Below are 21,920 nucleotides of genomic sequence, written 5' to 3'. Positions count from 1 at the left end.
GGGGAAATTGTGGCAATAGAATCACCAGATTGGCTCCGACTGCAAAAGGCTCTTGCCGTAGAAGCGGACAAAGGCTTTACTGACTTGGTAGGCAATCAATACCGCTTTAGCGAGTTTCTCTGCCTCAGTTTCGGCGAAACGCCTAACCATCTCATGCCAACCCAGAGACGCCAATGGCAGGAAACCGCTGCCAAGTTTGCCCTTTATCCTCAGATGACGCTGCAACAACGGCAACATCTTGTTGCAGATACCCGCCGATTTTTGTATCAACTCCAGCAAGATACTCAGCGCCGCAACGCTGAGGGTGAAGCCACTCCATCACCCTCACAATCCCCTAAGGTGAAAATCCCTCGCACGACGCCCTTAGTTCAACCTCAAACTGAAGTAACGGAAACACCAGCGCTGAGTCTTGACCAACCCCTCTCTGAGGTAGAAGAAATCGGGATTAGAAAAAGTGGGTATTTAGCACGTCTGGGTTTACTAACACTACGTGACCTCCTCTACTACTACCCCCGTGACCATATTGACTATGCACGTCAGGTCAATATTTGTAACCTGGAAGCGGGCGAAACGGCGACGATTGTAGGAAACGTCAAGCGCTGTAACTGCTTCACCAGCCCTAAAAATAAGAAATTAACGATTTTCGAGCTGTTACTTCAAGATGCAACGGGTCAAATTAAACTGAATCGTTTTTTTGCCGGTACTCGCTACAGTCATCGTGGTTGGCAGGAACAAAACAAGTATCGTTATCCGCCTGGGACGGTAGTGGCAGCATCGGGTTTAGTGAAGAAGAATAAGTATGGTTTGACTCTGGAAGACCCACAATTGGAAGTTTTAGACCACGCAGACGGTACCATAGACTCTCTGACTATTGGTCGAGTCGTGCCTGTATATCCGCTCACGGATGGCGTACCCGCTGATATTGTGAGATTGGCTGTGATTGCAGTGACTCCCTATGCTTCCCAATTGAAAGAGCCGCTTCCATCTGCCGTGCGGAAGCAGTATGGGTTGATCGGGGTGAGTGATGCGATCGCTAATATCCATTTTCCCGCTGATAGCGATACCCTGGCGGCAGCTCGACGCCGATTAGTCTTTGATGAGTTTTTCTATTTACAATTAGGGTTTCTCCAACGCCGTCAGGCTCTAAAGCGACATGAAACGAGTGCTGTACTCGTTCCCACAGGTCAACTGATTAACCGATTCCATCAACTCCTCCCCTTTGAGCTCACCAAGGCTCAAAAACGGGTGATTAACGACATCCTCAACGACTTGCAATCCTCAACCCCAATGAATCGCTTAGTGCAAGGGGATGTAGGTTCAGGGAAAACCGTTGTGGCTGTCCTCGCTATCCTAGCAGCGATTCAATCCGGCTACCAAGCCGCGTTGATGGCTCCGACCGAAGTTTTAGCAGAACAGCATTATCGTAAACTTGTCGGCTGGTTCAACCTGCTGCATTTGCCAGTCGAATTGTTGACGGGTTCCACGACAACCAAAAAGCGCCGCCAAATTCATGCTCAGCTTGAAACCGGTGAATTACCGCTGTTGGTGGGGACTCATGCTCTGATTCAAGATACTGTGAACTTCCAACAATTGGGTTTAGTTGTGATTGATGAGCAGCATCGCTTTGGTGTGCAGCAACGGGCGCGTTTACAACAAAAAGGGCAGTCTCCTCACGTTTTAACCATGACTGCAACCCCCATTCCCCGCACTCTCGCGCTGACATTGCACGGCGATTTGGATGTGAGTCAGATTGATGAATTGCCGCCCGGACGTCAGCAGATTCACACTACTGTACTATCGGGAAAGGAACGCAACCATGCCTATGAGCTGATTCGCCGGGAGATTGTGCAAGGGCGTCAAGCGTATATTGTATTACCTCTCATTGAAGAATCAGAAAAATTGGATTTGCGATCGGCAGTTGAAGAGCATGAACGACTGTCTGAAAGTATTTTCCCCGAATGCCAGGTTGGTTTGCTACATGGTCGCATGAGTTCAGCCCAAAAGGATGAGGCGCTGAATGCTTTCCGAGACAACGAAACTCAAATTATTGTTTCGACTACTGTGATTGAAGTGGGTGTGGATGTCCCCAACGCGACAGTGATGATGATAGAAAATGCTGAGCGTTTTGGATTATCTCAGTTGCACCAGTTGCGGGGTCGTGTGGGTCGGGGTTCTCACCAATCTTACTGCTTACTGATGAGCGGTTCCAAAACGGATACAGCTCGTCAGCGTTTGGGCGTGTTGGAACAGTCCCAGGATGGCTTTTTTATCTCGGAAATGGATATGCGTTTCCGGGGACCGGGGGAAGTATTGGGTAAGCGACAATCAGGGTTAGCGGATTTTGCGTTAGCTAGTTTGGTTGAAGACCAAGAAGTTTTGAATTTGGCACGGGATGCAGCGGAGAAGATTATTATCCAGGATGATACTTTGGAGAGTTGGCCTTTGATGAAACAGGAGTTGGAATATCGTTATTCTAAGCTGATGGGTGGGGCGATTTTAACTTAAAGGCGATCGCTCCCTCATGATTAAAGCTGCGATCGCCTTTTTCAGTCCTCCCGTCTTTACAAAGACAGGGTGGGTTTTTCGAGAGGTTGTTTGCTCTTGACTATTGCCTCAGCGCTATCTAAGGTGGGGTCAAAGATAATGCTGTAAGAGGCATGGGGAATCATTCGCTGAAGCAGTCGGAGGTGATCTTCGGCATCGTTGCAACGGCGATGGCGGCAAACAACCAGCCGTTGCAGTTTTGGGAGATGGCGGATAATGCACCAAGGGTAAAGTTGGTCTTTGTAGGTCATGTGCCTCTCCCTCTTGCTGGAAGTTTAGCAAAGTGAGGCACAGCCCTTGAGAGCGGCTGCGGTATTGATATCATGTAATGTGCCTCCAATTTATTGGGGGATAGTTGGTAATCGCCCTTGAGTTGTCCAAGCCGCAGGGCGATTACTTTTGGTACAAAAATATTAAATGACTTGTATTAGTCATTTGTCAATAAGTATATGGGCTTAGTTAGGCTGCGAATTCGGGAATTCGCCCAAGAGAGAGGTTGGACGCTCAAAGAAGTTTCTGAGCGTTCAGGGATTGTCTACAGTACTCTCAGAACTTATGCCCGTTCCCCTGGATTAGCAACGGTTGACGTGACGGCGTTGCAAAAACTGGCTCGCACGTTTGATGTGATGATTGAAGATTTGATTGAAGTGGTCGAAGAGTAGGCGAGGTAGGAGCAACTCTTTATAGATAGTAAAAAGAATAACCCCCCAGATAAATCTAGGGGCTGAAACAAAGATGCTTAAATAAAACGCTCTTCTCTACAGTCAAAAACCGTTAAACTGCCACCTGTTCCCCAATTCGGTGTGCCTTAATTAAATTCGTTACACCCGTAATGGCTAAAGGTAAACCTGCAATCATCACCACAATATCTCCCTTGGTCACAAACCCATGTTGGAGAGCTGCTTGCTCCGCCAAAATAATCATGGCGTCTGTGTTATGAACTTCCTGCAACTGTAAAGACTGAACACCCCAGTAAAGTGTCAGCCGACGTTGCACTTCTTCGGTTGGCGTGACAGCAACGACCGGAATCTGCTGGCGATATTTAGACAAAATGCGTGTGGTAAAACCGTGCTCTGTGAAGCAGATAATCGCCTTAGCATTAATATTCTGCGCCAGTTGGCAAGCGGCATACCCAACCGCGTTGGAAACAGTGTGTTCCCGCTTCCCATTGATGAACAACGAAGACGCCGCCAAACGATCCTCGGTGGTTTCGGCAATACTCGCCATCGTCTTCACCGCTTCTACCGGATAGCGACCCACTGAGGTTTCCCCCGAAAGCATAATCGCATCTGTACCCTCCAGAATCGCGTTGGCAACATCAGAAACCTCAGCCCTGGTTGGGCGAGGGTTTTGAATCATCGACTCCAGCATCTGGGTTGCGGTAATCACAGGCTTTTGATAGCTGTGGCAGGTGTCAATTAAGGTCTTTTGAATGCGAGGAACTTCTTCTAAAAGCATTTCAACACCCAAGTCTCCACGCGCCACCATGATTACATCGGCAGCAGCAACAATCCCTTCTAGGTCGTTTACGGCTTCATGACGCTCGACTTTAGCAACGATGTGAGTCGATTTACCCGCGCTTCTCACAATGTCTCGGACTTGCTCCAGATCAGAGGCTTTCCGCACAAAGGACAAGGCGACGTAATCCACGCCTTGCTCTAAGCCAAACATCAAATCCTCTTTATCCTTATCGGTTAGAGGAGGGGCTGAGATTGAACCGGTCGGGAGGTTAATTCCCTTATGACTTTTTAACTCTCCCCCGTAGATGACGGTGCAGTGAATCTCCTCACCACTCACCTGCTCTACCCTCAGTTTGAGTAAGCCATCGTTGAGCAGGATTGCGTCCCCAGCTTTCACATCCTGAGCTAAGCCTTTGTAGGTTGAACTAAATCGTTGTGCTGTGCCGAGGATATCCTCCATCGTGATTGTCGTCTTCTCACCCTCTTGGAGAACGACGCCATCTTCCATATCCCCAACGCGGATTTTAGGCCCTTGTAAATCTTGAAGAATGGCGATGGGGCGTTTGAGGTCAGCAGCAACTTTACGAACCGTGCGGATGTACTCTAGATGGGTCGCGTGTTCGCCATGAGAGAAGTTCAGCCGAACCACGTTCATCCCAGCTTCAACCATGGCTTTGAGGGCGTCATAGTTAGAACTGGCAGGCCCAAGAGTGCAGATGATTTTGGTTTTACGCATAAACACGTCTACTCTGTCAAGAGTTTTTCTACTTACTGTGTCCATTGCCTTCTACCTTTTATAGTTCTGCCCTTCCGGACGTTTAACAGAGTCTTGAATAAATTAAGTTGACCTTTGATAGTTCCTTTACATTGCGGTTAGAGAAATAGCTGATCTCTTGATTGGAATTCAATCCACGCTTAGCCACATTACGCTCTGACAATGTTGGCAGTAATGTTGAGTTCGCTGTTAATTAATGTTCCATCATTGGTACGGAACTCCCACACAGTAATACTCGTATTCGTTCCAAAGAAATGTTTTCTCTAACACTCTAAGCAGGAATTCAAGATGAAATAGGGTGAGCAATGCCCACCCTATTCTTTGGCTGGTAGAAATAGGTGAGGTTTAAGTTGCCTATTTTTACTATCTTTCATCCTCCTTTTGACAGGATTTTTCCAGTCATTTCGACGCTAAAAAGGAATTTTTGCGGATTAAAATTAAGCTTTCACCTTTTCAACAGCAGCGCGAACCATTTGATTGGCATAACCCCATTCATTGTCATACCAACTCATGACTTTGACCAAGTCACCATCAACCACTTGGGTCATAGTTAAATCAACAATTGAAGCGTGGGCATCACCCACAATATCAGAAGAAACGATTTCTTCATCACAAGCGCTCATGATCCCTTTATAGCGATCGCTTTCGGCTTCTTCTCGGAAAATAGTGTTAATTTCCTCAACCGTTGTGGGTCTTTCGGTGACGAAAATAATATCAGAGATAGAACCCACCGGAATGGGGCCACGAACGGCTACACCATCGAATTTCCCTTTATACTGAGGTAACACTTTGGTGGTTGCGATCGCAGCTCCTGTTGTACTCGGCACAAAGTTAGCGGCTGCCGCTCGTCCTTCACGTACTTGCTTTTTACTGGGCCCATCTACAATTGCCTGAGTGGCAGTATAAGCATGAATGGTGGTCAGAATTGCTTTCTTGATGCCAATTCGACGCCCCATCACTTCCACCACGGGTGAAATACAGTTGGTGGTACAACTAGCACAAGAGAAAATGTTATCCGATTCTGGGACATGATTCACCCCATAAACCACCGTTTGGATTCCCTCACTCTTGGTGGGAGCCGAAAGAATCACGGATTTGGCACCCGCCTGAATGTGCTTTTCTAACGCTTCTTTGTTGGTAAAAAGACCGGTGCATTCAAAGACTAAATCAATTCCCATGCTCCCCCAAGGCAATTGAGCGGGGTCTCTTTCACTCACAACTTTGTAATGTTTTCCGTCTACAATCAAGCTATTTTCATCACTCTCAACCTTATTTTTAGACCGACCATAGACGGTGTCGTAGTTGAGTAAATAAGCCAGATTTTCCGGTGGAACGAGGTCATTAACCGCCACGAGTTCCAAGTCTGGATTGTCTTGAATGATTTTAAAAACGGCTCTGCCGATTCTGCCTAATCCGTTAATTGCTACTTTCGCCATTTTGACACTCCTTCGGCTTTGGATCGTTTTTCGGGCTTTGCCCAATAACTGCTCTTTCTTTCCGCCTTAGTCAACTTTCGTCAATTTTAGGTTCCCAACCAACTTTAGCTACACCTATTTCAAGTGAGCTGAAACTTAACAAAAACTTTGGTTGAATCGTCACAATGACAGATTTCGGCAATTCGGGCATTTCTCTAAAAGTATCGTGATGATACCAAGTTATAGATTTGTTGCTACACAGGCGCTTTCTCCATGGCTACCACAAAGCCAATAGAAAACGGTCGAGTTCAAAGTCATTTATCCCCACTTATTTAATAAAAATGAATTGAAAATGAAGCAAAAATGAATTGAAAATGAAAATATTGAACTTATAATTCACCAATAGGCTCTTTCTTTAATGGTTAATTTATGATATAAAAATAATATTGAAAGGGAGTAGCTTCTGGTAAACAATTGACCAGGACACCTGAGTCAACATACTGGCGAAAAGCCTGGTTCAGGTGACAAGTTTTAACTCTCAGTTTAGCCAAAGGTAAGGTTCTGGGCTAAAACTGCAAAAACTTGGGAGCGAGACTTTCACTAAGTTCACATTAGATGTGAGCTTGGTGAGGTCTTGTTATTCTCATCAAGCTCCATCCGGTCAATTGGAAATTGAGAGGAGCTTGAGAGAATGTTAGCAGCTTTTACAGCGGGTCTATTACTAATTACTATTTCTGAGTTAGGCGATAAAACCTTTTTTATTGCTGTTATTTTGGCAATGCGCCATTCACGACGATTGGTGTTTGTGGGTGTCTTAGCCGCCTTAGCCGCCATGACCTTGCTATCTGTAATATTAGGGCAGATAGTATCGTTGCTTCCCAAGCATTATATTCATTTTGGGGAAATTTCTTTATTTATCGGTTTTGGGCTAAAACTGATTTACGATGCTTGTCGTATACCTGCTCAAGCTGAAAATACAGGAGCGAAAGAAGCGGCCTGTGCGGTAACTCAGCAGAGTGAAGGTGGAACAATCACGATGCCGACTAAGGCGTGGTCTGTGTCCCCCAATCTGGCGCTTTTGTTCCAAGCCTTTGTCATGACATTTTTAGCCGAGTGGGGCGATCGCACTCAAATTAGTACGATTACTTTAGCCGCTTCTTATCAACCCTTGGGTGTTACCAGTGGAGCGATATTAGGGCATGGAATTTGTACCGCGATCGCCGTGCTCGGAGGACGCTTAATCGCGGGTCGAATTTCTGAACGGGTGGTTACGGCGATCGGTGGATTATTATTTCTTATTTTTGGATTTATTGCCATCTTAGACGGCGTTTAAGCAAATTGAGTTGCTTGCTGTCATGCTAATAGGAAAATACAAGGTTCTTGTTTACAGTCTGCCAGGAGATGAGAATGCCCCGCTCTAAACCTTATCAGCCTTCATTGCTTAGATTCCTCCACGGAGTTAATGCTCTGATTGCTTTGTTGGCGATTATCACCGCATTTTGGGTATACAACACCTTTGATGGACGATTGATTAAGCTACCACTACCAGAGATTAATGACATTATTGGGATTCATGGCACCTTTGGTGTAGCCTTCCTCCTAATGATGCCTGCTTTTGCCTTGTACAGTTTTCATCTGGGTCATAAACGTTTGGTACAATCCGACTCATTAACCAAACTCACACAAATCGGTAAACCAATTTGGTGGTATAGCCTACACCGTATCGTGAATACGGTGATGTTAATCGCTGCAACCTGGGCATTAATCACCGGCAGAATGATGAAAGAAGAATGGCTTCCGATTGGGGAATTAGACCACATTTGGTATCAACTGCACCTGGCAGGCTGGGTAATACTGGTGGTTTGTTTAATCATGCACCTGTTGCTGAGTATTAAGGTTGGTGGTTTGCCACTCATCGTTTCCATGTTTGAATTTAACTATCGTCCCGAAGATTCACCGGCTACCTGGCTTCAGCAAATACGTTCTTTTTTTAGTCGTTCCTGATGGTCAAGGAGTGAAACATACTAACACGATGAAACGAAATACTGTCCTAATCATTGCGGAAATCTTGGTGATGGGAGGCATTCTCACAGCCTTCATTGCCCCCCTTATATTCCCTTCCGATGAATCTAGTGAAGTGGGTTGATTGCAACAGTAGTGATGTAGCATACTTCAGAATTAAGGCAGAACCTCCATCTGTAGGGGAGATCTGGCAGGGTATGATTAATTTATTCCTGCATCCGAACTGAGCGATCGCTGTCTTAGGTTAGAGTTGAGGGCAATTAGCCCGAAGCAGTCGCGAGAAGCGATCGCTCAACGAGTATCGAGGAATGTCCTATGACTGCAACAGTACCATCTACCAACCTACCGACTTTAGAGGATTTCAGGTCAGGCTTACCCAATATCTGCGGGTGGGAGACAGAAATCAGTTCGGTGGTGAACCATAATGAACCTGTATTTTTGCCTAGGACAAATCTTCGTTTGGAAGACATCACGGCAGGATTTGCCTGCGCCCTCCACATGCACCAACCCACTATTCCAGCAGGTGCCAATGGCGAACTCATCAGCAATCTCCAGCACATGTTTGAACATCCCAATCAAGGGGATAACCACAATGCTGAACCCTTTGCTTGGTGTTATAGCCGCATGGGAGAGTTTATTCCCCAACTGGTTTGGGAGGGTTGCAATCCTCGAATTATGCTCGATTACTCTGGCAATTTGTTGTGGGGATTGCGTCAAATGGGGCGAGAAGACATTCTCAACAATCTCAAACGGATTACTTGTGACTCTCAGTACCAGCCTTATGTGGAATGGTTAGGCACCATGTGGAGTCATGCTGTCGTGCCCTCAACGCCAATTCCTGATATTAAACTCCACATTCAGGCATGGCAACATTATTTTGCCGCCATTTTTGGCTACGATGCCCTGAAGCGGGTTAAAGGTTTTTCGCCGCCAGAAATGCATCTACCTAATCACCCAGACACTTTGTATGAATACATCAAAGCCCTAAAAGAATGCGGCTATCGCTGGTTGATGGTGCAAGAACATTCTGTCGAAAATCTGGATGGTTCAGGATTAAGTCATGAACAGAAATATATTCCCAATCGTTTAGTTGCCCGTAATTCAAAGGGTGAAACCATTAGTATCACAGCGTTGATTAAAACTCAAGGTTCGGATACCAAGTTAGTAGCTCAAATGCAGCCTTATTTTGAGGCTAAAGGACGAGGTAAACAACAATTAGGTAATCTTAGCGTTCCTTCTGTCGTCACCCAAATTGCCGATGGGGAAAATGGCGGCGTGATGATGAATGAATATCCCCGTGATTTCTTCCGAATTTATCATGAATTGCGCGATCAGGGGGGCGGGAGAACGGGTGTTGTTCCCATCAACGGGACTGAATATCTGGAACTGATGGAGGCAGCCGGGGTTAATTGTGAGGATTATCCCACCTGTCAAGGGATTAATCAGCACAAAATTTGGCAACGGGTTGACCCAGATCATGCAACACCAGAAACCGTAGAAAAAGCGATCGCACAATTGAAAGAAACTGACCACCAGTTTCACATGGATGGTGCCTCTTGGACGAATAGTTTAAGTTGGGTCAAAGGCTATGAAAATGTCTTGGGGCCAATGACTCAACTCAGCGCTGCATTTCACCAAAAGTATGACTCCTTAGTGCAGCAAGATGCTTCAGTCACCAAACAGTTTGAATATCAGCAAGCCTTGTTGTACAACTTGTTACTTCAAACCAGTTGTTTTCGCTACTGGGGACAGGGAACTTGGACAGATTATGCCCGTGAATTTTATCGTCGCGGTGAAGCTTTACTGGTTGGCAACGGCTAAAGTAAATCATCGGATAAAGGCGGATTTTTGAGAAATAAAAGTATCTTGAATTCGCTCTAAATGGTGTTCCATCACATCCATGCTGACAATTTCATTGAGGGAATAATATCCATATTCAGTGGTTTCTTCACTAATACTCAATGTGCCAGCAATGGATGTGGCTTCAAAGTGCAAGGCAACAGAATGACAGCGCTCTCCGTCTGCATATTCAATGATCAAGTGAGGATTGCTGTAGACCCCAATCAAGCGTTCGACGCGAACGTGCAAACCTGTTTCTTCTAACACTTCGCGAACACAGGCTTCAGTCGCATCTTCACCTGCATCCATACGTCCACCGGGAAAACACCATCGTCCGTTATCGGTGCGACGGGTAAGTAATACTTTTTGCCTTGTTGAATCAAAAATGGCAGCGGAGCAACCCAGAGTAACTTTACCTAGCTTACTGATGCGATCGCCGTAAATAATCTTTGCCACTGATTTATTTCTCGACAGGTATATGAGGAAGCCTGCTCCATTAATCGTTAGTTATACCAATTTTCTAAATTCTTGCTACAAATAGTTTTCTTGTTCTCTCCTTACCAAGCCGGAGCGACCGGAGCTTTAGTGAGGATGAGGAGATTAGGGGGATAAAAGCGTTGCACTATGTAATTAAATTGGTGTTATATTAACGCATCTGAACCCTTTGCGCCACGCCTGCCAATGAGACGTGATGCTAGTATTTCATATCCCCGACTTATTAAATAAATCAGGGATATCATTTTTAAGTGATACTAATTAGCTCAAAGCCGCTGTTTCAAAATAGCTCGGAGTTCATTTTGTTGTTCAATCGACCCAGCTAACAGAACACCAATTTTTCCAACCAAAACACTACCCCAATTAACCAGCACAACACCTGTATCATTTTGAGGATTAAACTCAATACTACTGAGATCAAGTTGATCGAGTGAACGATATTGGGTTATGAAGGTTTCATGACTCCAACTTTTAAGCTTGAGTTTGTTCGCAATACCGGTGGGATAAGAAGCACCATTAAAGCGTGGGTTGCACTCAATAGCTAAATAACGAGGTTGTCCTCCCTCTTCTACAACCGCAACATCAAACGCAAACACATCTTTCATTCCTCGTTGTGCCATCCATTCCGCTATTGCTTCAACCGTTTCCCAGGGTTGATGTTTAGTAGGATAGCGATTACCACTATGTGCAAACCCATCGAGTATCTGTTCTGTTGCAGCAAGACGTTTTACGCCATCAGCCGTAACGCAGTATTGCAAATTAAGAAAGTTTGAAGCCGTTATCTCTTCCTGAATTTGTAAGGGTAAATCATCAGCAATTTTTTTCAGAGATTGGCATAATTGCTCTTGGTTTTCACATCGACTAATCCCGGCTCCATCGACAGAAACGGCTGGTTTTAAATAACACGGATAGGGTAATTGATCAAAGTTTGCAATCGTGGCTTTGCTTTCAAAACAAAGTGTTTTTGGTACGCTAACTCCAAGCTCTTGTGCCAGTTGGATAAACTTATTCTTGGAGTTCATCCACTCAACAACGTTACACCAGTCGGAATCCATCTGGTGAAACCAGGCTGCCTCTAAACTGGCTTGATTGGTACTATCCCCAAAATAAAAAACAGAAACATCATAGTTAGGATAGTCTGCCAATATTTTCAGCGAAACATCCCAAATGACATTTTGGCTATGGCTTAAACCAATCCGTGCATAATGAGCGGTAATTGCATTCCATTGTGACTTTAAATTCGGGTGTAACTGAATAATATCTTCAGTTTCAGTCTGACCTAAAACTCTGCCGGAATAAAGATGATTACCGAGTACAGACTCATGGGTGCAGGTCATGATGTCATGGTTGAAAATTTTCTGGCGAATCACTTTTAAATCTCCGTCACGAAAGTAGACAGGTTTGTTCATGGACGTACACCTCCAAACCCCCGACTGAATTAAAAAAGTGGTTTGAGTCTAAAAATATGGCTTAGAGGTCGTTTTAGCGATATAGCCAGCCGAATATTGAGAGGATAAATCGTATCCTCCCGTTTGTTAGAGTGGACAGTTATTTTACAAGTGTGGAGTGTGTCCTACCGTCCCCACGGAATAGAGTCTCTGACTCCGGTCAATTGGGTAGTTAAGTTATGAACCAAGAGAAAACAGACAATAAAAATCTGCTTACCCTGATGTCCTGGAATGGGTTTAAGGTGGGAGAAATTGGCAGGTAAACACCCGTTTTTCATCGATGAATTTGCTTCATATACTGATAAGTGACATGAAGCTATCACACCCGAACTAATGGGGGCGTGGCTAATTTAAGGGTTCGCTATTCCCTTGAGTGACGGACTGTATCCCATCGAGGAAGATAGACGAAAACTGTACCTAAATGCAACTCCAAGAGCTGATTATTATTAGCAATCCATGACAAATGAGGATTAATACTTAGACGAGTGATTGATGAGGTGCGTTCTCAAGGGTATAAAGAAGTACAAAATTTTTAAGTAGGCTTTGAGACGAGGTTGCTAATCTGAGATTTTGCATCAGTTGCAACAACCGCCAGTGGTTAAAACCACTGTCTCATAGCTCGCATTCGTCTTCATACGACAGGATTTGAGTTTCAGTCCATTTCAATGGACTTGAGCTATAAGCCAATAAATTAATTTCTTGGCAGGTGTGGAGGCTTACTGACAAAGGTGCAAGATGTGAGTAATTTAACTTAATCCGGAGCCAATACTATCCTCAGTGAGGCTATTGGATTAGAGAACTTCCAGCGTATCCAGAGCCAAACTATCAGTTCTCAGCAAGACATACATCGGAGTATCTGTTTCCCTCCAAGATTCGAGAACCTCCTGGAAGATATCGAGTGCAATTGACCACTCGGAAGGGTCGTTGTTAGCAAAATTATCGGGTTGAGTATACAACAAGATATATCCATCCGCTGATAGCCAACTCAGGTCATCAATACAGTCAGAAAACGCATCCCAATTATTACCAAAATAGTCTGGAAAATTCATCGTTTGAGCTGAAGCTTGGAAAAACTCAGCTTTGGTTGCCACGTCATTTCCATTAATGTAGAAGAATTGAAAACCATACTCTTTGCACAAAGAAGATAGCTCATCAATGTTTACTTCCGTGGTAACTTTGTATAGCCCAGGACTCAGTTCACCCTTAAATATTGCAAGCAGCTTATCCATTGTTTTATTGCACCCTGACAAAGCTTCTATAGTGGTCGCCAGTATAATAAATCTCATTACCCTGTCCCGTGACTAGCCGTCGTGCGCCTCGATTCGGAGAGCCTGGAGTGGGAACAGTGTACTCTCGATAATATCCGACAGGTGCGGGAGGCAGTCTTTTTTCACGATTTCTGAAGATAGTACCATCCTGTCGATAAGGAAATGGCCCTCCTTTGTAGATTAAGTTGATAGTAATTTGCGCTTCACGAGGTAGCTGATTGATAGGAAGAGTTGACATCTGCCTTTGGGCAGTTATGGTAGTGCCTGTCTCTTCTGTGATTGGCTGAAATGTTGCCTTTCCTTCAGCCAAAGGACTCAATCCTATCAATGTCAAGCTACTCAGTAGTAAGCTGAAGCCTTTAGTAATTAGCTTCATGAGACGCCTATAGAATGTTGATATTCCAATATTACATCTAGAAGCGTAGTCCCGCCATCCGGGTTGGCGTCAGCTACCCCAGACATTTGGGACAAACAGAGAATAATAAAAGCGACAAACTAACTCGTATGGTTTGATACTTGCATTTCTTGATTTTTAACATAAACTTGTGTAAAGCCGAAGTTGTAAGAAGGTTGAGACAGTCAAAACAAAGATGAAGTATGAAACTAATCCTCCTGTAGAGGGATGAGGCATAGATATTGAAAAAACAGTTTTTTCGCCTCCTCGCTAAAGTTACCGGGTTGGGGTTCTCATCTACTGGGAATCCCCTATTTCATCCTTTATCCTTGACCATTCAGTCTTCTTGACTCCATTACTGCTGAAGTAATCATCGACAAAATTAACTCCAGGAAAGAAATTTTATGTTAAATGCAGCCAACAACCAGCCTCCTCACCATGTTGTTATTGTTGGAGGCGGATTTGGTGGGCTTTATGCCGCACAATCACTGCGAAAAGCACCCGTCAAGGTCACATTAATTGATAAACGAAACTTTCATTTGTTTCAGCCCTTACTTTATCAAGTGGCGACCGGTGGCTTATCAGCGGGTGATATTTCCTCCCCTCTACGAGCGGTTTTGAGCCGTCATAAAAATACCCAAGTATTGATGGGGGAAGTGACGGATGTAGACCCCAAACAGAAAAAAATTAGACTCAATGATCAAGAACTAAGCTACGACACATTAATTGTTGCCACAGGCGTGAGCCACCACTACTTCGGTAATGAACAATGGGCAGAGAAAGCTCCTGGATTGAAAACAGTGGAAAACGCTCTCGATATTCGTCGTCGCGTCTTTCTCGCCTTTGAAGCCGCAGAAAAAGAAACTGACCCCGAAAAGCGCCGTGCCTGGTTAAACTTTGTGATTGTAGGAGGTGGCCCAACCGGTGTTGAATTAGCCGGGGCTTTAGCCGAGCTCGCTCACAATACCTTAAAAGACGACTTCCGCAGCATCGATACCTCGGAAGCCAAAATTTTGCTTTTAGAAGGGATAGACCGCGTTTTACCGCCTTACCCACCCGAATTGTCGGCAAAAGCCCAAGCCTCCCTAGAGGATTTGGGGGTTACGGTGCAAACCAGCACTTTAGTGACGAATATTGAGGACAATCTTGTCACTATCCGTCGTGGTGACCAAATTGAGCAAATTCCATCCCAGACGATTCTTTGGGCGGCGGGCATGAAAGCCTCTAAGATGGGGGAGATACTCTCGAAGGCAACGGGTGCACCCTGCGATCGCGCAGGACGAGTGATTGTGCAGCCCGACCTGACGATACCGGACTATCCGAATATTTTTGTGATTGGGGACTTAGCCAATTTCCCCCACCAATATGAAGACGGCAAACCCTTACCAGGAGTCGCACCGGTGGCGATGCAAGAAGGGCAGTATGTGGCTAATCTGCTCAAAAAGCGGTTTAAAGGAGAGACTCTGCCAGCCTTCCACTATAAGGACTACGGCAGCTTAGCGGTGATTGGACGCCATGCGGCGGTTGTAGATTTTGGTTTCATCAAGTTTTCCGGGTTCCTGGCTTGGCTGATCTGGACTTTCGTTCACATCTTCTTCTTAATTGAGTTTGACAATAAGATTTTGGTCATGATTCAGTGGGGATGGAATTACTTCACTCGCAAACGAGGGGCACGTCTGATTACCAATCAAGACGCTGCACCGCCGATAGAAGTTGAAGACCAGAGTAATTATCGAACGCCGGTGAAAGTGTAGGTTAACTGACATCTTGCACCACCCCCCTAACCCCCCTTATCAAGGGGGGAATCTAGCTCCCACCCCTTGATAACCGGAGCTAAGCGTGAGGAGAGGGCTGGGGAGGGGTAAAAGGGCTTGGTGCAAGACTCCCCATGAGCTAGCGCTCACAACAAACAATGAAAATCTCTCTACCCCATTACCCATTACCGATTACCCATTACCCATTTTCAAGACAGATCTGAGTTAACTCCTTCGTGCCACAGTGAAGTTAAATCTTAAACACTAAGTAAACCAGATAGAAATAGCTTTCTCTGGCTAGGAACTTCAGTTGGCTACTCACACTTCGATAGCGGGTGGTTGGTGTGGGAGAGGGATAGGCATCCATTCCCATCTCTCGCGCCATTTGTAGAGATCGCTTCATGTGCAAGGGGTCGCTGACAATCAGAAACCGCTTCAAGTTGTGAACCTTAGCCACCTGCTGGGAGTAATAGAGATTCTGTTGTGTGGTTCTCGATTGCGTTTCGGTCAAAATGTCGGCTTCTGCTACACCTTGTTGCATGGCGTAGTGTTTGCCAACCATCGACTCTGCCAGTTCATCGCCATCGCCTTTTCCCCCCGTAAAAATCAGGGTGTTGACTTTTGCCGCTTTATACAGGGCGATCCCATGGTTGAGGCGTTCTCTAAACACGGGAGAGGGTTGGTTGCCCCAAGCCGCCGCGCCCAAAACAATTGCTGCATCTGCCTGAATCTGGGTTGAGTGGCTGCCATAGCGATAAATGCTCCAACCTGAGTATGCGATCGCCGTGAGGCTCAAGGATACTAACCCAAGTAAGCTGTTAATTAGCCATTTCTTTTTGTTCATATCAGACCCTATGTATGGTTTAGATAGACAAAAAAATAAACAGCTCTGTTTCCATTCCTTATTTTTCAGCGAGGTTTATGTTAAAAAGTGAGCAAAATCACTCAAACTAGTAGTATTCCCTCACTCTGTTGGAGATGGGCAATCACACAAAATCTTCGTTAAGTTCACAAATTGAACGGAGTTGAATCACAGGCAGATTGGCAGATTAACCAGATACTAAAACACGTCTTCATTGATTGTTGCAAAAACTTAATAATGCAACCCAAGAAACAACGATGTGCATTGCAGGTTACCTATCAGACTTTTCCTTAGCACAAATTTGTCACCTGATCGAAACAGGAAAGCAAACAGGCTTGCTGACACTTCGTGCCTGCCTCCCCACTCAAGCAAGCTCTGCTGCTGTGCGTTATATCTGGGTCTATCAAGGTCGCCTGGTAGCCGTCGCTCATCAGTTAGACCAACAAGGTTTAGTCTCGTTAATTGCTCAACGTCAGTGGATTAATCAGGCAATATTTGCTCAACTCGTTCAGACCTGCCCGACCCATCAACCCTTAGGTTCCTATCTTAAACACAAAGGTGCCTTACAAGCCAAACAACTGAAATGGCTATTTCAGGTTCAAGTTTTGCAGTCGATGCGTACCTTGTTTCAACTCCAGGATGCTCAGTTTGAGTTCAACTCTACGGTAAAACTACCGACGCGAGAAATGACGGGGTTGAGTATCCCGGCGATGGAAGCGACATTGATCGGATTGCGTGAAGCACAACGAGTTCTTACGGCAAAATTGCCTCTTCAGGATAGGGCATCGCTGACAAATTCGGACGTTTTAGCCGCTCAATTACCCCATCCCAATCAAGGTTTAATCAGTACAATTACTCATCACCCCCACCATCGACTTAATGCTTTAGAGTGGCAGGTTTGGGAGTATACCAATGGAACTGTTTCTCTCAAGGCAATCGCAAGGGATCTTAAACTCCCCATCAAACAAGTACAGCAAATTGCTTTTCGCTTAGTTGCCGTCGGTTTAGTGAAAGAAGTGCCTTTATGGGTTAACTCCCCATCCCCATCGAGTATGGATAGACTACCGACTCAGTTACGGCAAGAAGCCGAACGGCGGAACGTCCCACACTTATTTTTGGACAACTTTGGGGAATTTTTAGGCAATATTTAAATAATTATTAAAATATTAGAAGATCGGTCTGGCTTGAGCCACAAGACTGAATTAACAAAAATTTTGTAAGTATTGGTAAAGAGTGGGCTGAGCGGCTGAAGCTTAGGACTATCAATGTTTTTGCAGGATCTATATAGGGAAGTGGGTGCTATGGAGCTAACTCTTATTCTGCGATCGCTCTATCTACGGGAGGAAAGCGATATCGTGGATAAGAGCACTCCTTACTCTGTGATCCCATACGCGGCTAGCAAGGTTACGCCCGTTTCCTATTCTCCGGAAGCTTAACTTCCCAGAGAAGGATTAGAATTTCCTGAAAGAGAGTGCAGTTCGCACGAAGATTTGCCTTCCTCCTCAGACTCATGAGCAATTTTCCAGATTTGTCCAGCCACGGTTTCAGGGTCGTTCGAGAATTAGGACACAATCGGACTGGCGGGAGAGTGACCTATCTCGCCATCCCCACGGCTACCGCATCCATCCACAATTCAACTCTCTCCGAATCTTCTCCTCTAACCCAGGGAGAACCGCTTGTCAAGGGGCACTCACATAGGAGAGTCAATCCGGGGGTGGGGAAAAAACCCGTTGTGATTAAGCAGTTTCAATTTGCTTTAGGGAACACCCACTGGTCAGACTATGACGCGATCGAACGCGAAATTCAAGTCTTGCAGGGGCTAAATCATCCCGGTATCCCGCGTTGCTTCGGGTCTTTTCAAACACCCACCGGTTTTTGCCTAGTACAAGAATATAAAAAGGCACCTTCTCTGGCTGCGCCTCGTAGCTTTGACCCGGATGAAATTAAGCAAATTGCGGTTTCTTTACTGAATATCCTGATTTATCTGCAAAATCGAATTCCGACGATTAGTCACCGGGATATTAAACCGGAAAATATCTTAGTTGATGAGAAAATTAATGTGTTTCTGGTCGATTTTGGTTTAGCTCGGATTGGCGATTCGGAAGTGGCGATGAGCAGTGTTGCCAAAGGCACCATCGGCTTTATGGCTCCAGAGCAGTTATTTAATCGACAATTAAGTGAAGCTTCAGACCTTTATGGGTTAGGCGCAACATTAATTTGTTTACTGACGGGCACCCCATCCACAGCTATCAGTAACCTGATTGATGATGACTACCGGATTAATTTCAAGCATCTGGTTCCCAAGCTCAGTTTACGTTGGATTGAGTGGCTGGAAAAGATGGTGGAACTCAAACCCAAAAACCGCTTTCCCGATGCGGCGACGGCTTTAAATGCCCTTCAGCCGATCTATGTGATGCGCGTCCCTGAAGCGAAGTTCAATCACTCGTGCTTGGAATTTACGGCAACCAAACTGGGCGAAAAATTGACTCAGACGCTGACAATTACTAATTCAGTTCCAGAGACGGTTCTGGAAAGCCGTTTAGAAGTTGCATCCCATCTGAGTGACCCCCCTCATACCCCCCATGTTCACGAGTGGATTCAGTTCGATCAATCTCATTTTGTCAGTAACCAGGCGTTATGTAAAATTACCGTTGACACCCGTAAGCTCATGGCAAATAAAACCTTTGAGCGAGAGGTTTTAATTCACACCAATTCTCAACCCGAAACACAGGTCTTAACGATTAAAGTTAAAACCGCCCCAGTACCTATTGCGGCGAAAAAATTCCCGTATTTTTCTTTAAGTTTACTCGTCTTATTTGCGGCGGCGGCAACTTGGTTTGAAGCGACGGCTTGGGAGGGAATCGTGAGCAAAAATGGGTCACTTGGAATGGCGATCGCAATCTTTGTATCAGCGTTTGTCGCCATACTAGGATTGGCGGCGGCTGTGACTTCTGAAGCGATTTCCCAGGTGGTGGCTAAAATCCGAACCCGGTTAGGGGTTCCCCTAAAAGCCATGGATACGGTAGCGGCTGTATTTTTTGCTGGAGTAGCGGCAATGTTCGTTGCAGGATTCGGTGCCGACTTTCGAGAGATGGATAAGGCGAGTACCTGGGGAATTGCTTCGCTTCATGCCGCCTTTGCGGCGGTGGATGCCGTGGTATTTATGGCAGCATTTGAGGGTGAAGGGGTGGCTCAAAATTGCTTGCAGCGAGGATTTAGTAAAACCATCGCCATTGGGGTTTCTCTGTTATCCACGGCTTTGGGAATTAGTTTGGGACTTGGTTTCAAGCTAGGGTTTGTCAATCAGTTAGTAACCTCAGCGATTGTTGGCACAAGTTTACCGTTAGCGACAATGATTCTTTATCCTTCCTTAGAGCGTGCCAAGCGTATTGCTAATTATCGCAAATTAGAAGGGAATTTAATTAAGCCTTAATTCAAAAATCAGTAGATAGGAGGAATGGCTACGAATACCAATTTTCTAAATGCTTAATATAAATACCTTTCTTGTTCCCCCTTTGCTAAGGGGGGTGGTGCAGGATGCTAGGCACTTACACCTTGGCAGAAGATAATTCAAAACCTAGAGTTCAATATCCAACATCGGATAACCGGCATGGCGAAAATCAAACATCGTCTGCCGATAGACATCGGGAAGTCCTGTATCAAAACACTGTCCTTGGACAACATACCCCGTTATACCTTCCTCTTGCCGCAATCGATCTAAAGCAGAGGTGAGTTGAAATTCTCCCCGTTCGCGGATGTTGTGGATAATGTTGTATTGTAGATAATCCAAGATTTTTGGCTGGAGGATATACATGCCGAATATGGATAGGAATTGCTCATCGTTCATGCCATCAATATGAAGATGCTTTCTCGCATATTCAAGACTCGGTTTTTCATAAATCTGAGTCATACTAAGAATCGAGTCTGACTGTTTCCAGGTTCCAGTAGCACAGCCATAGTGATGAATCACCTCTGCGGGTGTTACGCGCAAACCAATCACGCTTTGAGAGACTTGTTGATAAACCTCTAAAAGTTGACGGGCGCAGGAAATTTCATTCTCAGAGGCATAAAGATGATCGCCCAACATCAGGAGAAAGGGTTCATTATTGACCCATTCCTTGGCACAGAATACAGCATGACCAAAGCCTTCCTGTTCGTTTTGCGTCAGAATAGTGATTCGCTGTCCTAATTCTTGGATATAGTGGCTATATTCTTGATTTTGTAGGGATAGTTTGTTGAATAGATTTTGTGGGGGTGGAACTTTAAAGAAATCCTCAAAAAGGACGCGATCGCTCTTTTGCACAACTATCCCAATTTCTTCAATTCCCGCACTAATCGCCTCTTCTACTATCACCATAATCACGGGTTTCGCTCGCCCATCACGATCAATAATGGGGAAAAATTCTTTCTTAACCGCTTTGGTGGCTGGAAACAAGCGAGTCCCAAAACCCGCTGCTGGAATTACGGCTTTACGAACGTTATGAATTAGCATAAATAGTTAATTTTAAAGCTTGCATTTGAGGAAAATCACGTTCAATAATTGCAATAACCCTTTGTTGGCTTTCCTCGTCTTTCACAATAAATTGTGCTGTACCGTCTCCTTGGGAGCCAACACCTTTTCCTCCCCAAATATAAGGTTGAATCGGTGCATAGTTCAAAATTTTGTGCAGAATGGGAGCCGTTAATTGGGAAGGACAGGCAGGAATTAGATATCGGTCAAATTCTGCTTGTGCTCTTCTCATTAAATTACCCATTCGTTCAGCCTCGCCTTTTTGTAAAGCGTCAACAGCTTCCTGAGTAATGGTAGAACTGATGGAGTCGAGATAGTTTTGCACATTCTGCTGTACTTGGGTGGTGGCGAAGGGATAACACTGATTGAGTTGATTGAGAATTTCTTGAGTGTTTTTGCTAGCACCGAGATCGACAATAACAAAAAACAGATTATTCGGTACCTTGAGTTCAATTACCTCTGTACGTTCGCCATCAAATATCATCAAGATAGACTGACCTCCGTAAGCACAAGCCTGATCCATCCGCCCACAGCGAGAGGGTGTGGTAATTTCCCCCAGATAGGCTAACTCCATCTCACCCCGAATCGTGAGTTTTAAGTCATATAATTTATTAAAAGCACGGGCAATGAGGACACAAAGAGCTGCACTCGAAGACAACCCTTTTTTGATTGGCAAATCGGTCAGGTAATTGTCAATTTCCAGACCACCAACATGGTAGTAAGTGAGACCTTGGTAGGCAACACCAGCCGCATAGCTAAAAAATCCGCCCTGTTCAGCTTCAGCCAGTAAAGCCTGCGGTTCCATCGGCAACACCAGCGGTTCTGGACGAGTTCCATCATGCAGCGAAGTGCGAAGAATCAAGTGAGTGGGATGAGGTTTCACCTCGGCATAAAGTCCCTGATTGGTTCCAGTCAGCAATGTATAGCCTGGTTTTAGCTTAGGATTGAGGCGGCGATAGTTTCCCGCCCAATCACTATGTTCGCCGAACAGACACAGGCGACCTGGAACAAATATTTTCATGATTTTTATGCAATTTCTCGCATCTTTTAGGGCTACACTACCAAGGTTAAGTTATTTTTAATCCCTATAAATAGAACATGGAAAAATTCAATAAGTTAAGCGCTATCCCTGTT

The 21,920-nt window shown here is 45.1% G+C and carries 19 protein-coding genes; 9 read left to right on the top strand and 10 right to left on the bottom strand.

The annotated features are described in order from the left end of the window. Positions 1 to 9: 9 nt before the first annotated feature. Positions 10 to 2,505, top strand: a complete 2,496-nt coding sequence (gene recG, locus MIC7113_RS26920; protein WP_015185363.1) for an ATP-dependent DNA helicase RecG — start codon at positions 10 to 12, stop codon at positions 2,503 to 2,505. 56 nt (positions 2,506 to 2,561) lie between these two features. On the opposite strand, the gene MIC7113_RS26915 is transcribed toward recG, so the two are convergent. Next, the gene (locus tag MIC7113_RS26915) at positions 2,562 to 2,795 is read right to left on the bottom strand and encodes a hypothetical protein (RefSeq protein ID WP_015185362.1); all 234 of its coding nucleotides are present in this window, start codon (positions 2,793 to 2,795) and stop codon (positions 2,562 to 2,564) included. Between the two features lie 198 nt (positions 2,796 to 2,993). Between MIC7113_RS26915 and MIC7113_RS26910 the strand changes: the two genes are divergently transcribed. Beyond that, on the top strand, positions 2,994 to 3,206 hold the full coding sequence (locus MIC7113_RS26910; protein ID WP_015185361.1) for a helix-turn-helix domain-containing protein: 213 nt from the start codon (positions 2,994 to 2,996) through the stop codon (positions 3,204 to 3,206). Positions 3,207 to 3,318: 112 nt separating this feature from the next. On the opposite strand, the gene pyk is transcribed toward MIC7113_RS26910, so the two are convergent. Both pyk and gap read right to left on the bottom strand, forming a co-directional pair. After that, positions 3,319 to 4,740, bottom strand: a complete 1,422-nt coding sequence (gene pyk, locus MIC7113_RS26905) for a pyruvate kinase (RefSeq protein WP_041780239.1) — start codon at positions 4,738 to 4,740, stop codon at positions 3,319 to 3,321. A gap of 476 nt (positions 4,741 to 5,216) precedes the next feature. Beyond that, positions 5,217 to 6,215, bottom strand: a complete 999-nt coding sequence (gene gap, locus MIC7113_RS26900; RefSeq protein WP_015185359.1) for a type I glyceraldehyde-3-phosphate dehydrogenase — start codon at positions 6,213 to 6,215, stop codon at positions 5,217 to 5,219. Between the two features lie 670 nt (positions 6,216 to 6,885). Between gap and MIC7113_RS26895 the strand changes: the two genes are divergently transcribed. From MIC7113_RS26895 to MIC7113_RS26885, 3 genes are all read left to right on the top strand, one after another. Continuing rightward, positions 6,886 to 7,527 carry a TMEM165/GDT1 family protein gene (locus MIC7113_RS26895; RefSeq protein ID WP_015185357.1) on the top strand — a complete coding sequence of 214 codons (642 nt, stop codon included), beginning with the start codon at positions 6,886 to 6,888 and terminating at the stop codon, positions 7,525 to 7,527. A 74-nt stretch (positions 7,528 to 7,601) separates the two neighbouring features. Beyond that, positions 7,602 to 8,198, top strand: coding sequence for a cytochrome b/b6 domain-containing protein (locus tag MIC7113_RS26890; RefSeq protein WP_015185356.1), 597 nt, complete (start codon positions 7,602 to 7,604; stop codon positions 8,196 to 8,198). 333 nt (positions 8,199 to 8,531) lie between these two features. Continuing rightward, complete coding sequence (locus MIC7113_RS26885; protein WP_015185355.1) at positions 8,532 to 10,037, top strand: glycosyl hydrolase family 57; 1,506 nt, start codon at positions 8,532 to 8,534, stop codon at positions 10,035 to 10,037. 6 nt (positions 10,038 to 10,043) lie between these two features. Here the strand turns inward: MIC7113_RS26885 and MIC7113_RS26880 are convergent, their stop codons facing one another. The 4 genes from MIC7113_RS26880 to MIC7113_RS26865 form a co-directional block, all read right to left on the bottom strand. Then, positions 10,044 to 10,511: an NUDIX domain-containing protein gene (locus MIC7113_RS26880; protein WP_015185354.1), complete on the bottom strand. Its 468-nt coding sequence runs from the start codon at positions 10,509 to 10,511 to the stop codon at positions 10,044 to 10,046. Positions 10,512 to 10,816: 305 nt separating this feature from the next. Next, positions 10,817 to 11,959: an ATP-grasp domain-containing protein gene (locus MIC7113_RS26875; protein ID WP_015185353.1), complete on the bottom strand. Its 1,143-nt coding sequence runs from the start codon at positions 11,957 to 11,959 to the stop codon at positions 10,817 to 10,819. Between the two features lie 830 nt (positions 11,960 to 12,789). Beyond that, a complete protein-coding gene (locus MIC7113_RS26870) occupies positions 12,790 to 13,227 on the bottom strand; it encodes a barstar family protein (protein WP_015185352.1) in 438 nt (145 codons plus the stop codon). A gap of 4 nt (positions 13,228 to 13,231) precedes the next feature. Beyond that, a complete protein-coding gene (locus MIC7113_RS26865) occupies positions 13,232 to 13,642 on the bottom strand; it encodes a ribonuclease domain-containing protein (protein WP_015185351.1) in 411 nt (136 codons plus the stop codon). Positions 13,643 to 14,064: 422 nt separating this feature from the next. Between MIC7113_RS26865 and MIC7113_RS26860 the strand changes: the two genes are divergently transcribed. Then, positions 14,065 to 15,414: an NAD(P)/FAD-dependent oxidoreductase gene (locus tag MIC7113_RS26860; protein WP_015185350.1), complete on the top strand. Its 1,350-nt coding sequence runs from the start codon at positions 14,065 to 14,067 to the stop codon at positions 15,412 to 15,414. A 250-nt stretch (positions 15,415 to 15,664) separates the two neighbouring features. Here the strand turns inward: MIC7113_RS26860 and MIC7113_RS26855 are convergent, their stop codons facing one another. After that, positions 15,665 to 16,258, bottom strand: a complete 594-nt coding sequence (locus MIC7113_RS26855) for a YdcF family protein (protein WP_015185349.1) — start codon at positions 16,256 to 16,258, stop codon at positions 15,665 to 15,667. 275 nt (positions 16,259 to 16,533) lie between these two features. Between MIC7113_RS26855 and MIC7113_RS26850 the strand changes: the two genes are divergently transcribed. The 3 genes from MIC7113_RS26850 to MIC7113_RS26845 all read left to right on the top strand — a co-directional run bounded on the left by MIC7113_RS26850 (position 16,534) and on the right by MIC7113_RS26845 (position 19,709). Beyond that, entirely contained in the window at positions 16,534 to 17,427 is an 894-nt protein-coding gene (locus tag MIC7113_RS26850) for a DUF4388 domain-containing protein (protein WP_015185348.1), read from the top strand. Positions 17,428 to 17,577: 150 nt separating this feature from the next. Next, positions 17,578 to 17,712, top strand: coding sequence for a hypothetical protein (locus MIC7113_RS38795; RefSeq protein ID WP_256374780.1), 135 nt, complete (start codon positions 17,578 to 17,580; stop codon positions 17,710 to 17,712). A gap of 74 nt (positions 17,713 to 17,786) precedes the next feature. Continuing rightward, a complete protein-coding gene (locus MIC7113_RS26845) occupies positions 17,787 to 19,709 on the top strand; it encodes a serine/threonine protein kinase (RefSeq protein ID WP_015185346.1) in 1,923 nt (640 codons plus the stop codon). A 144-nt stretch (positions 19,710 to 19,853) separates the two neighbouring features. On the opposite strand, the gene MIC7113_RS26840 is transcribed toward MIC7113_RS26845, so the two are convergent. Further along, positions 19,854 to 20,768 (bottom strand): UTP--glucose-1-phosphate uridylyltransferase, encoded by a 915-nt coding sequence (locus tag MIC7113_RS26840; RefSeq protein WP_015185345.1) that lies wholly within the window; start codon positions 20,766 to 20,768, stop codon positions 19,854 to 19,856. Beyond that, entirely contained in the window at positions 20,755 to 21,807 is a 1,053-nt protein-coding gene (locus MIC7113_RS26835; protein WP_015185344.1) for a mevalonate kinase family protein, read from the bottom strand. Before MIC7113_RS26835 ends, MIC7113_RS26840 begins: the two co-directional genes overlap by 14 nt. Positions 21,808 to 21,920 lie beyond the last annotated feature (113 nt).

The organism is Allocoleopsis franciscana PCC 7113, assembly GCF_000317515.1.
Lineage (GTDB): Bacteria > Cyanobacteriota > Cyanobacteriia > Cyanobacteriales > Coleofasciculaceae > Allocoleopsis > Allocoleopsis franciscana.
The sequence above is the reverse complement of the archived record's forward strand: the minus strand, read 5'-3'. Positions and strand labels throughout refer to the sequence as shown.

What these genes read in the sequence shown, in the direction of transcription:
- MIC7113_RS26840 (WP_015185345.1), bottom strand. Translation starts at nt 20,768, where the DNA reads ATGCTAATTCATAACGTTCGTAAAGCCGTAATTCCAGCAGCGGGTTTT.
- pyk (WP_041780239.1), bottom strand. Translation starts at nt 4,740, where the DNA reads ATGCGTAAAACCAAAATCATCTGCACTCTTGGGCCTGCCAGTTCTAAC.
- MIC7113_RS26860 (WP_015185350.1), top strand. Translation starts at nt 14,065, where the DNA reads ATGTTAAATGCAGCCAACAACCAGCCTCCTCACCATGTTGTTATTGTT.
- MIC7113_RS26890 (WP_015185356.1), top strand. Translation starts at nt 7,602, where the DNA reads ATGCCCCGCTCTAAACCTTATCAGCCTTCATTGCTTAGATTCCTCCAC.
- MIC7113_RS26875 (WP_015185353.1), bottom strand. Translation starts at nt 11,959, where the DNA reads ATGAACAAACCTGTCTACTTTCGTGACGGAGATTTAAAAGTGATTCGC.
- gap (WP_015185359.1), bottom strand. Translation starts at nt 6,215, where the DNA reads ATGGCGAAAGTAGCAATTAACGGATTAGGCAGAATCGGCAGAGCCGTT.
- MIC7113_RS26865 (WP_015185351.1), bottom strand. Translation starts at nt 13,642, where the DNA reads ATGAAGCTAATTACTAAAGGCTTCAGCTTACTACTGAGTAGCTTGACA.
- MIC7113_RS26915 (WP_015185362.1), bottom strand. Translation starts at nt 2,795, where the DNA reads ATGACCTACAAAGACCAACTTTACCCTTGGTGCATTATCCGCCATCTC.
- MIC7113_RS26870 (WP_015185352.1), bottom strand. Translation starts at nt 13,227, where the DNA reads ATGGATAAGCTGCTTGCAATATTTAAGGGTGAACTGAGTCCTGGGCTA.
- MIC7113_RS26885 (WP_015185355.1), top strand. Translation starts at nt 8,532, where the DNA reads ATGACTGCAACAGTACCATCTACCAACCTACCGACTTTAGAGGATTTC.
- MIC7113_RS26855 (WP_015185349.1), bottom strand. Translation starts at nt 16,258, where the DNA reads ATGAACAAAAAGAAATGGCTAATTAACAGCTTACTTGGGTTAGTATCC.
- MIC7113_RS26850 (WP_015185348.1), top strand. Translation starts at nt 16,534, where the DNA reads ATGTGCATTGCAGGTTACCTATCAGACTTTTCCTTAGCACAAATTTGT.
- MIC7113_RS26845 (WP_015185346.1), top strand. Translation starts at nt 17,787, where the DNA reads ATGAGCAATTTTCCAGATTTGTCCAGCCACGGTTTCAGGGTCGTTCGA.
- MIC7113_RS38795 (WP_256374780.1), top strand. Translation starts at nt 17,578, where the DNA reads ATGGAGCTAACTCTTATTCTGCGATCGCTCTATCTACGGGAGGAAAGC.
- MIC7113_RS26895 (WP_015185357.1), top strand. Translation starts at nt 6,886, where the DNA reads ATGTTAGCAGCTTTTACAGCGGGTCTATTACTAATTACTATTTCTGAG.
- MIC7113_RS26910 (WP_015185361.1), top strand. Translation starts at nt 2,994, where the DNA reads ATGGGCTTAGTTAGGCTGCGAATTCGGGAATTCGCCCAAGAGAGAGGT.
- MIC7113_RS26835 (WP_015185344.1), bottom strand. Translation starts at nt 21,807, where the DNA reads ATGAAAATATTTGTTCCAGGTCGCCTGTGTCTGTTCGGCGAACATAGT.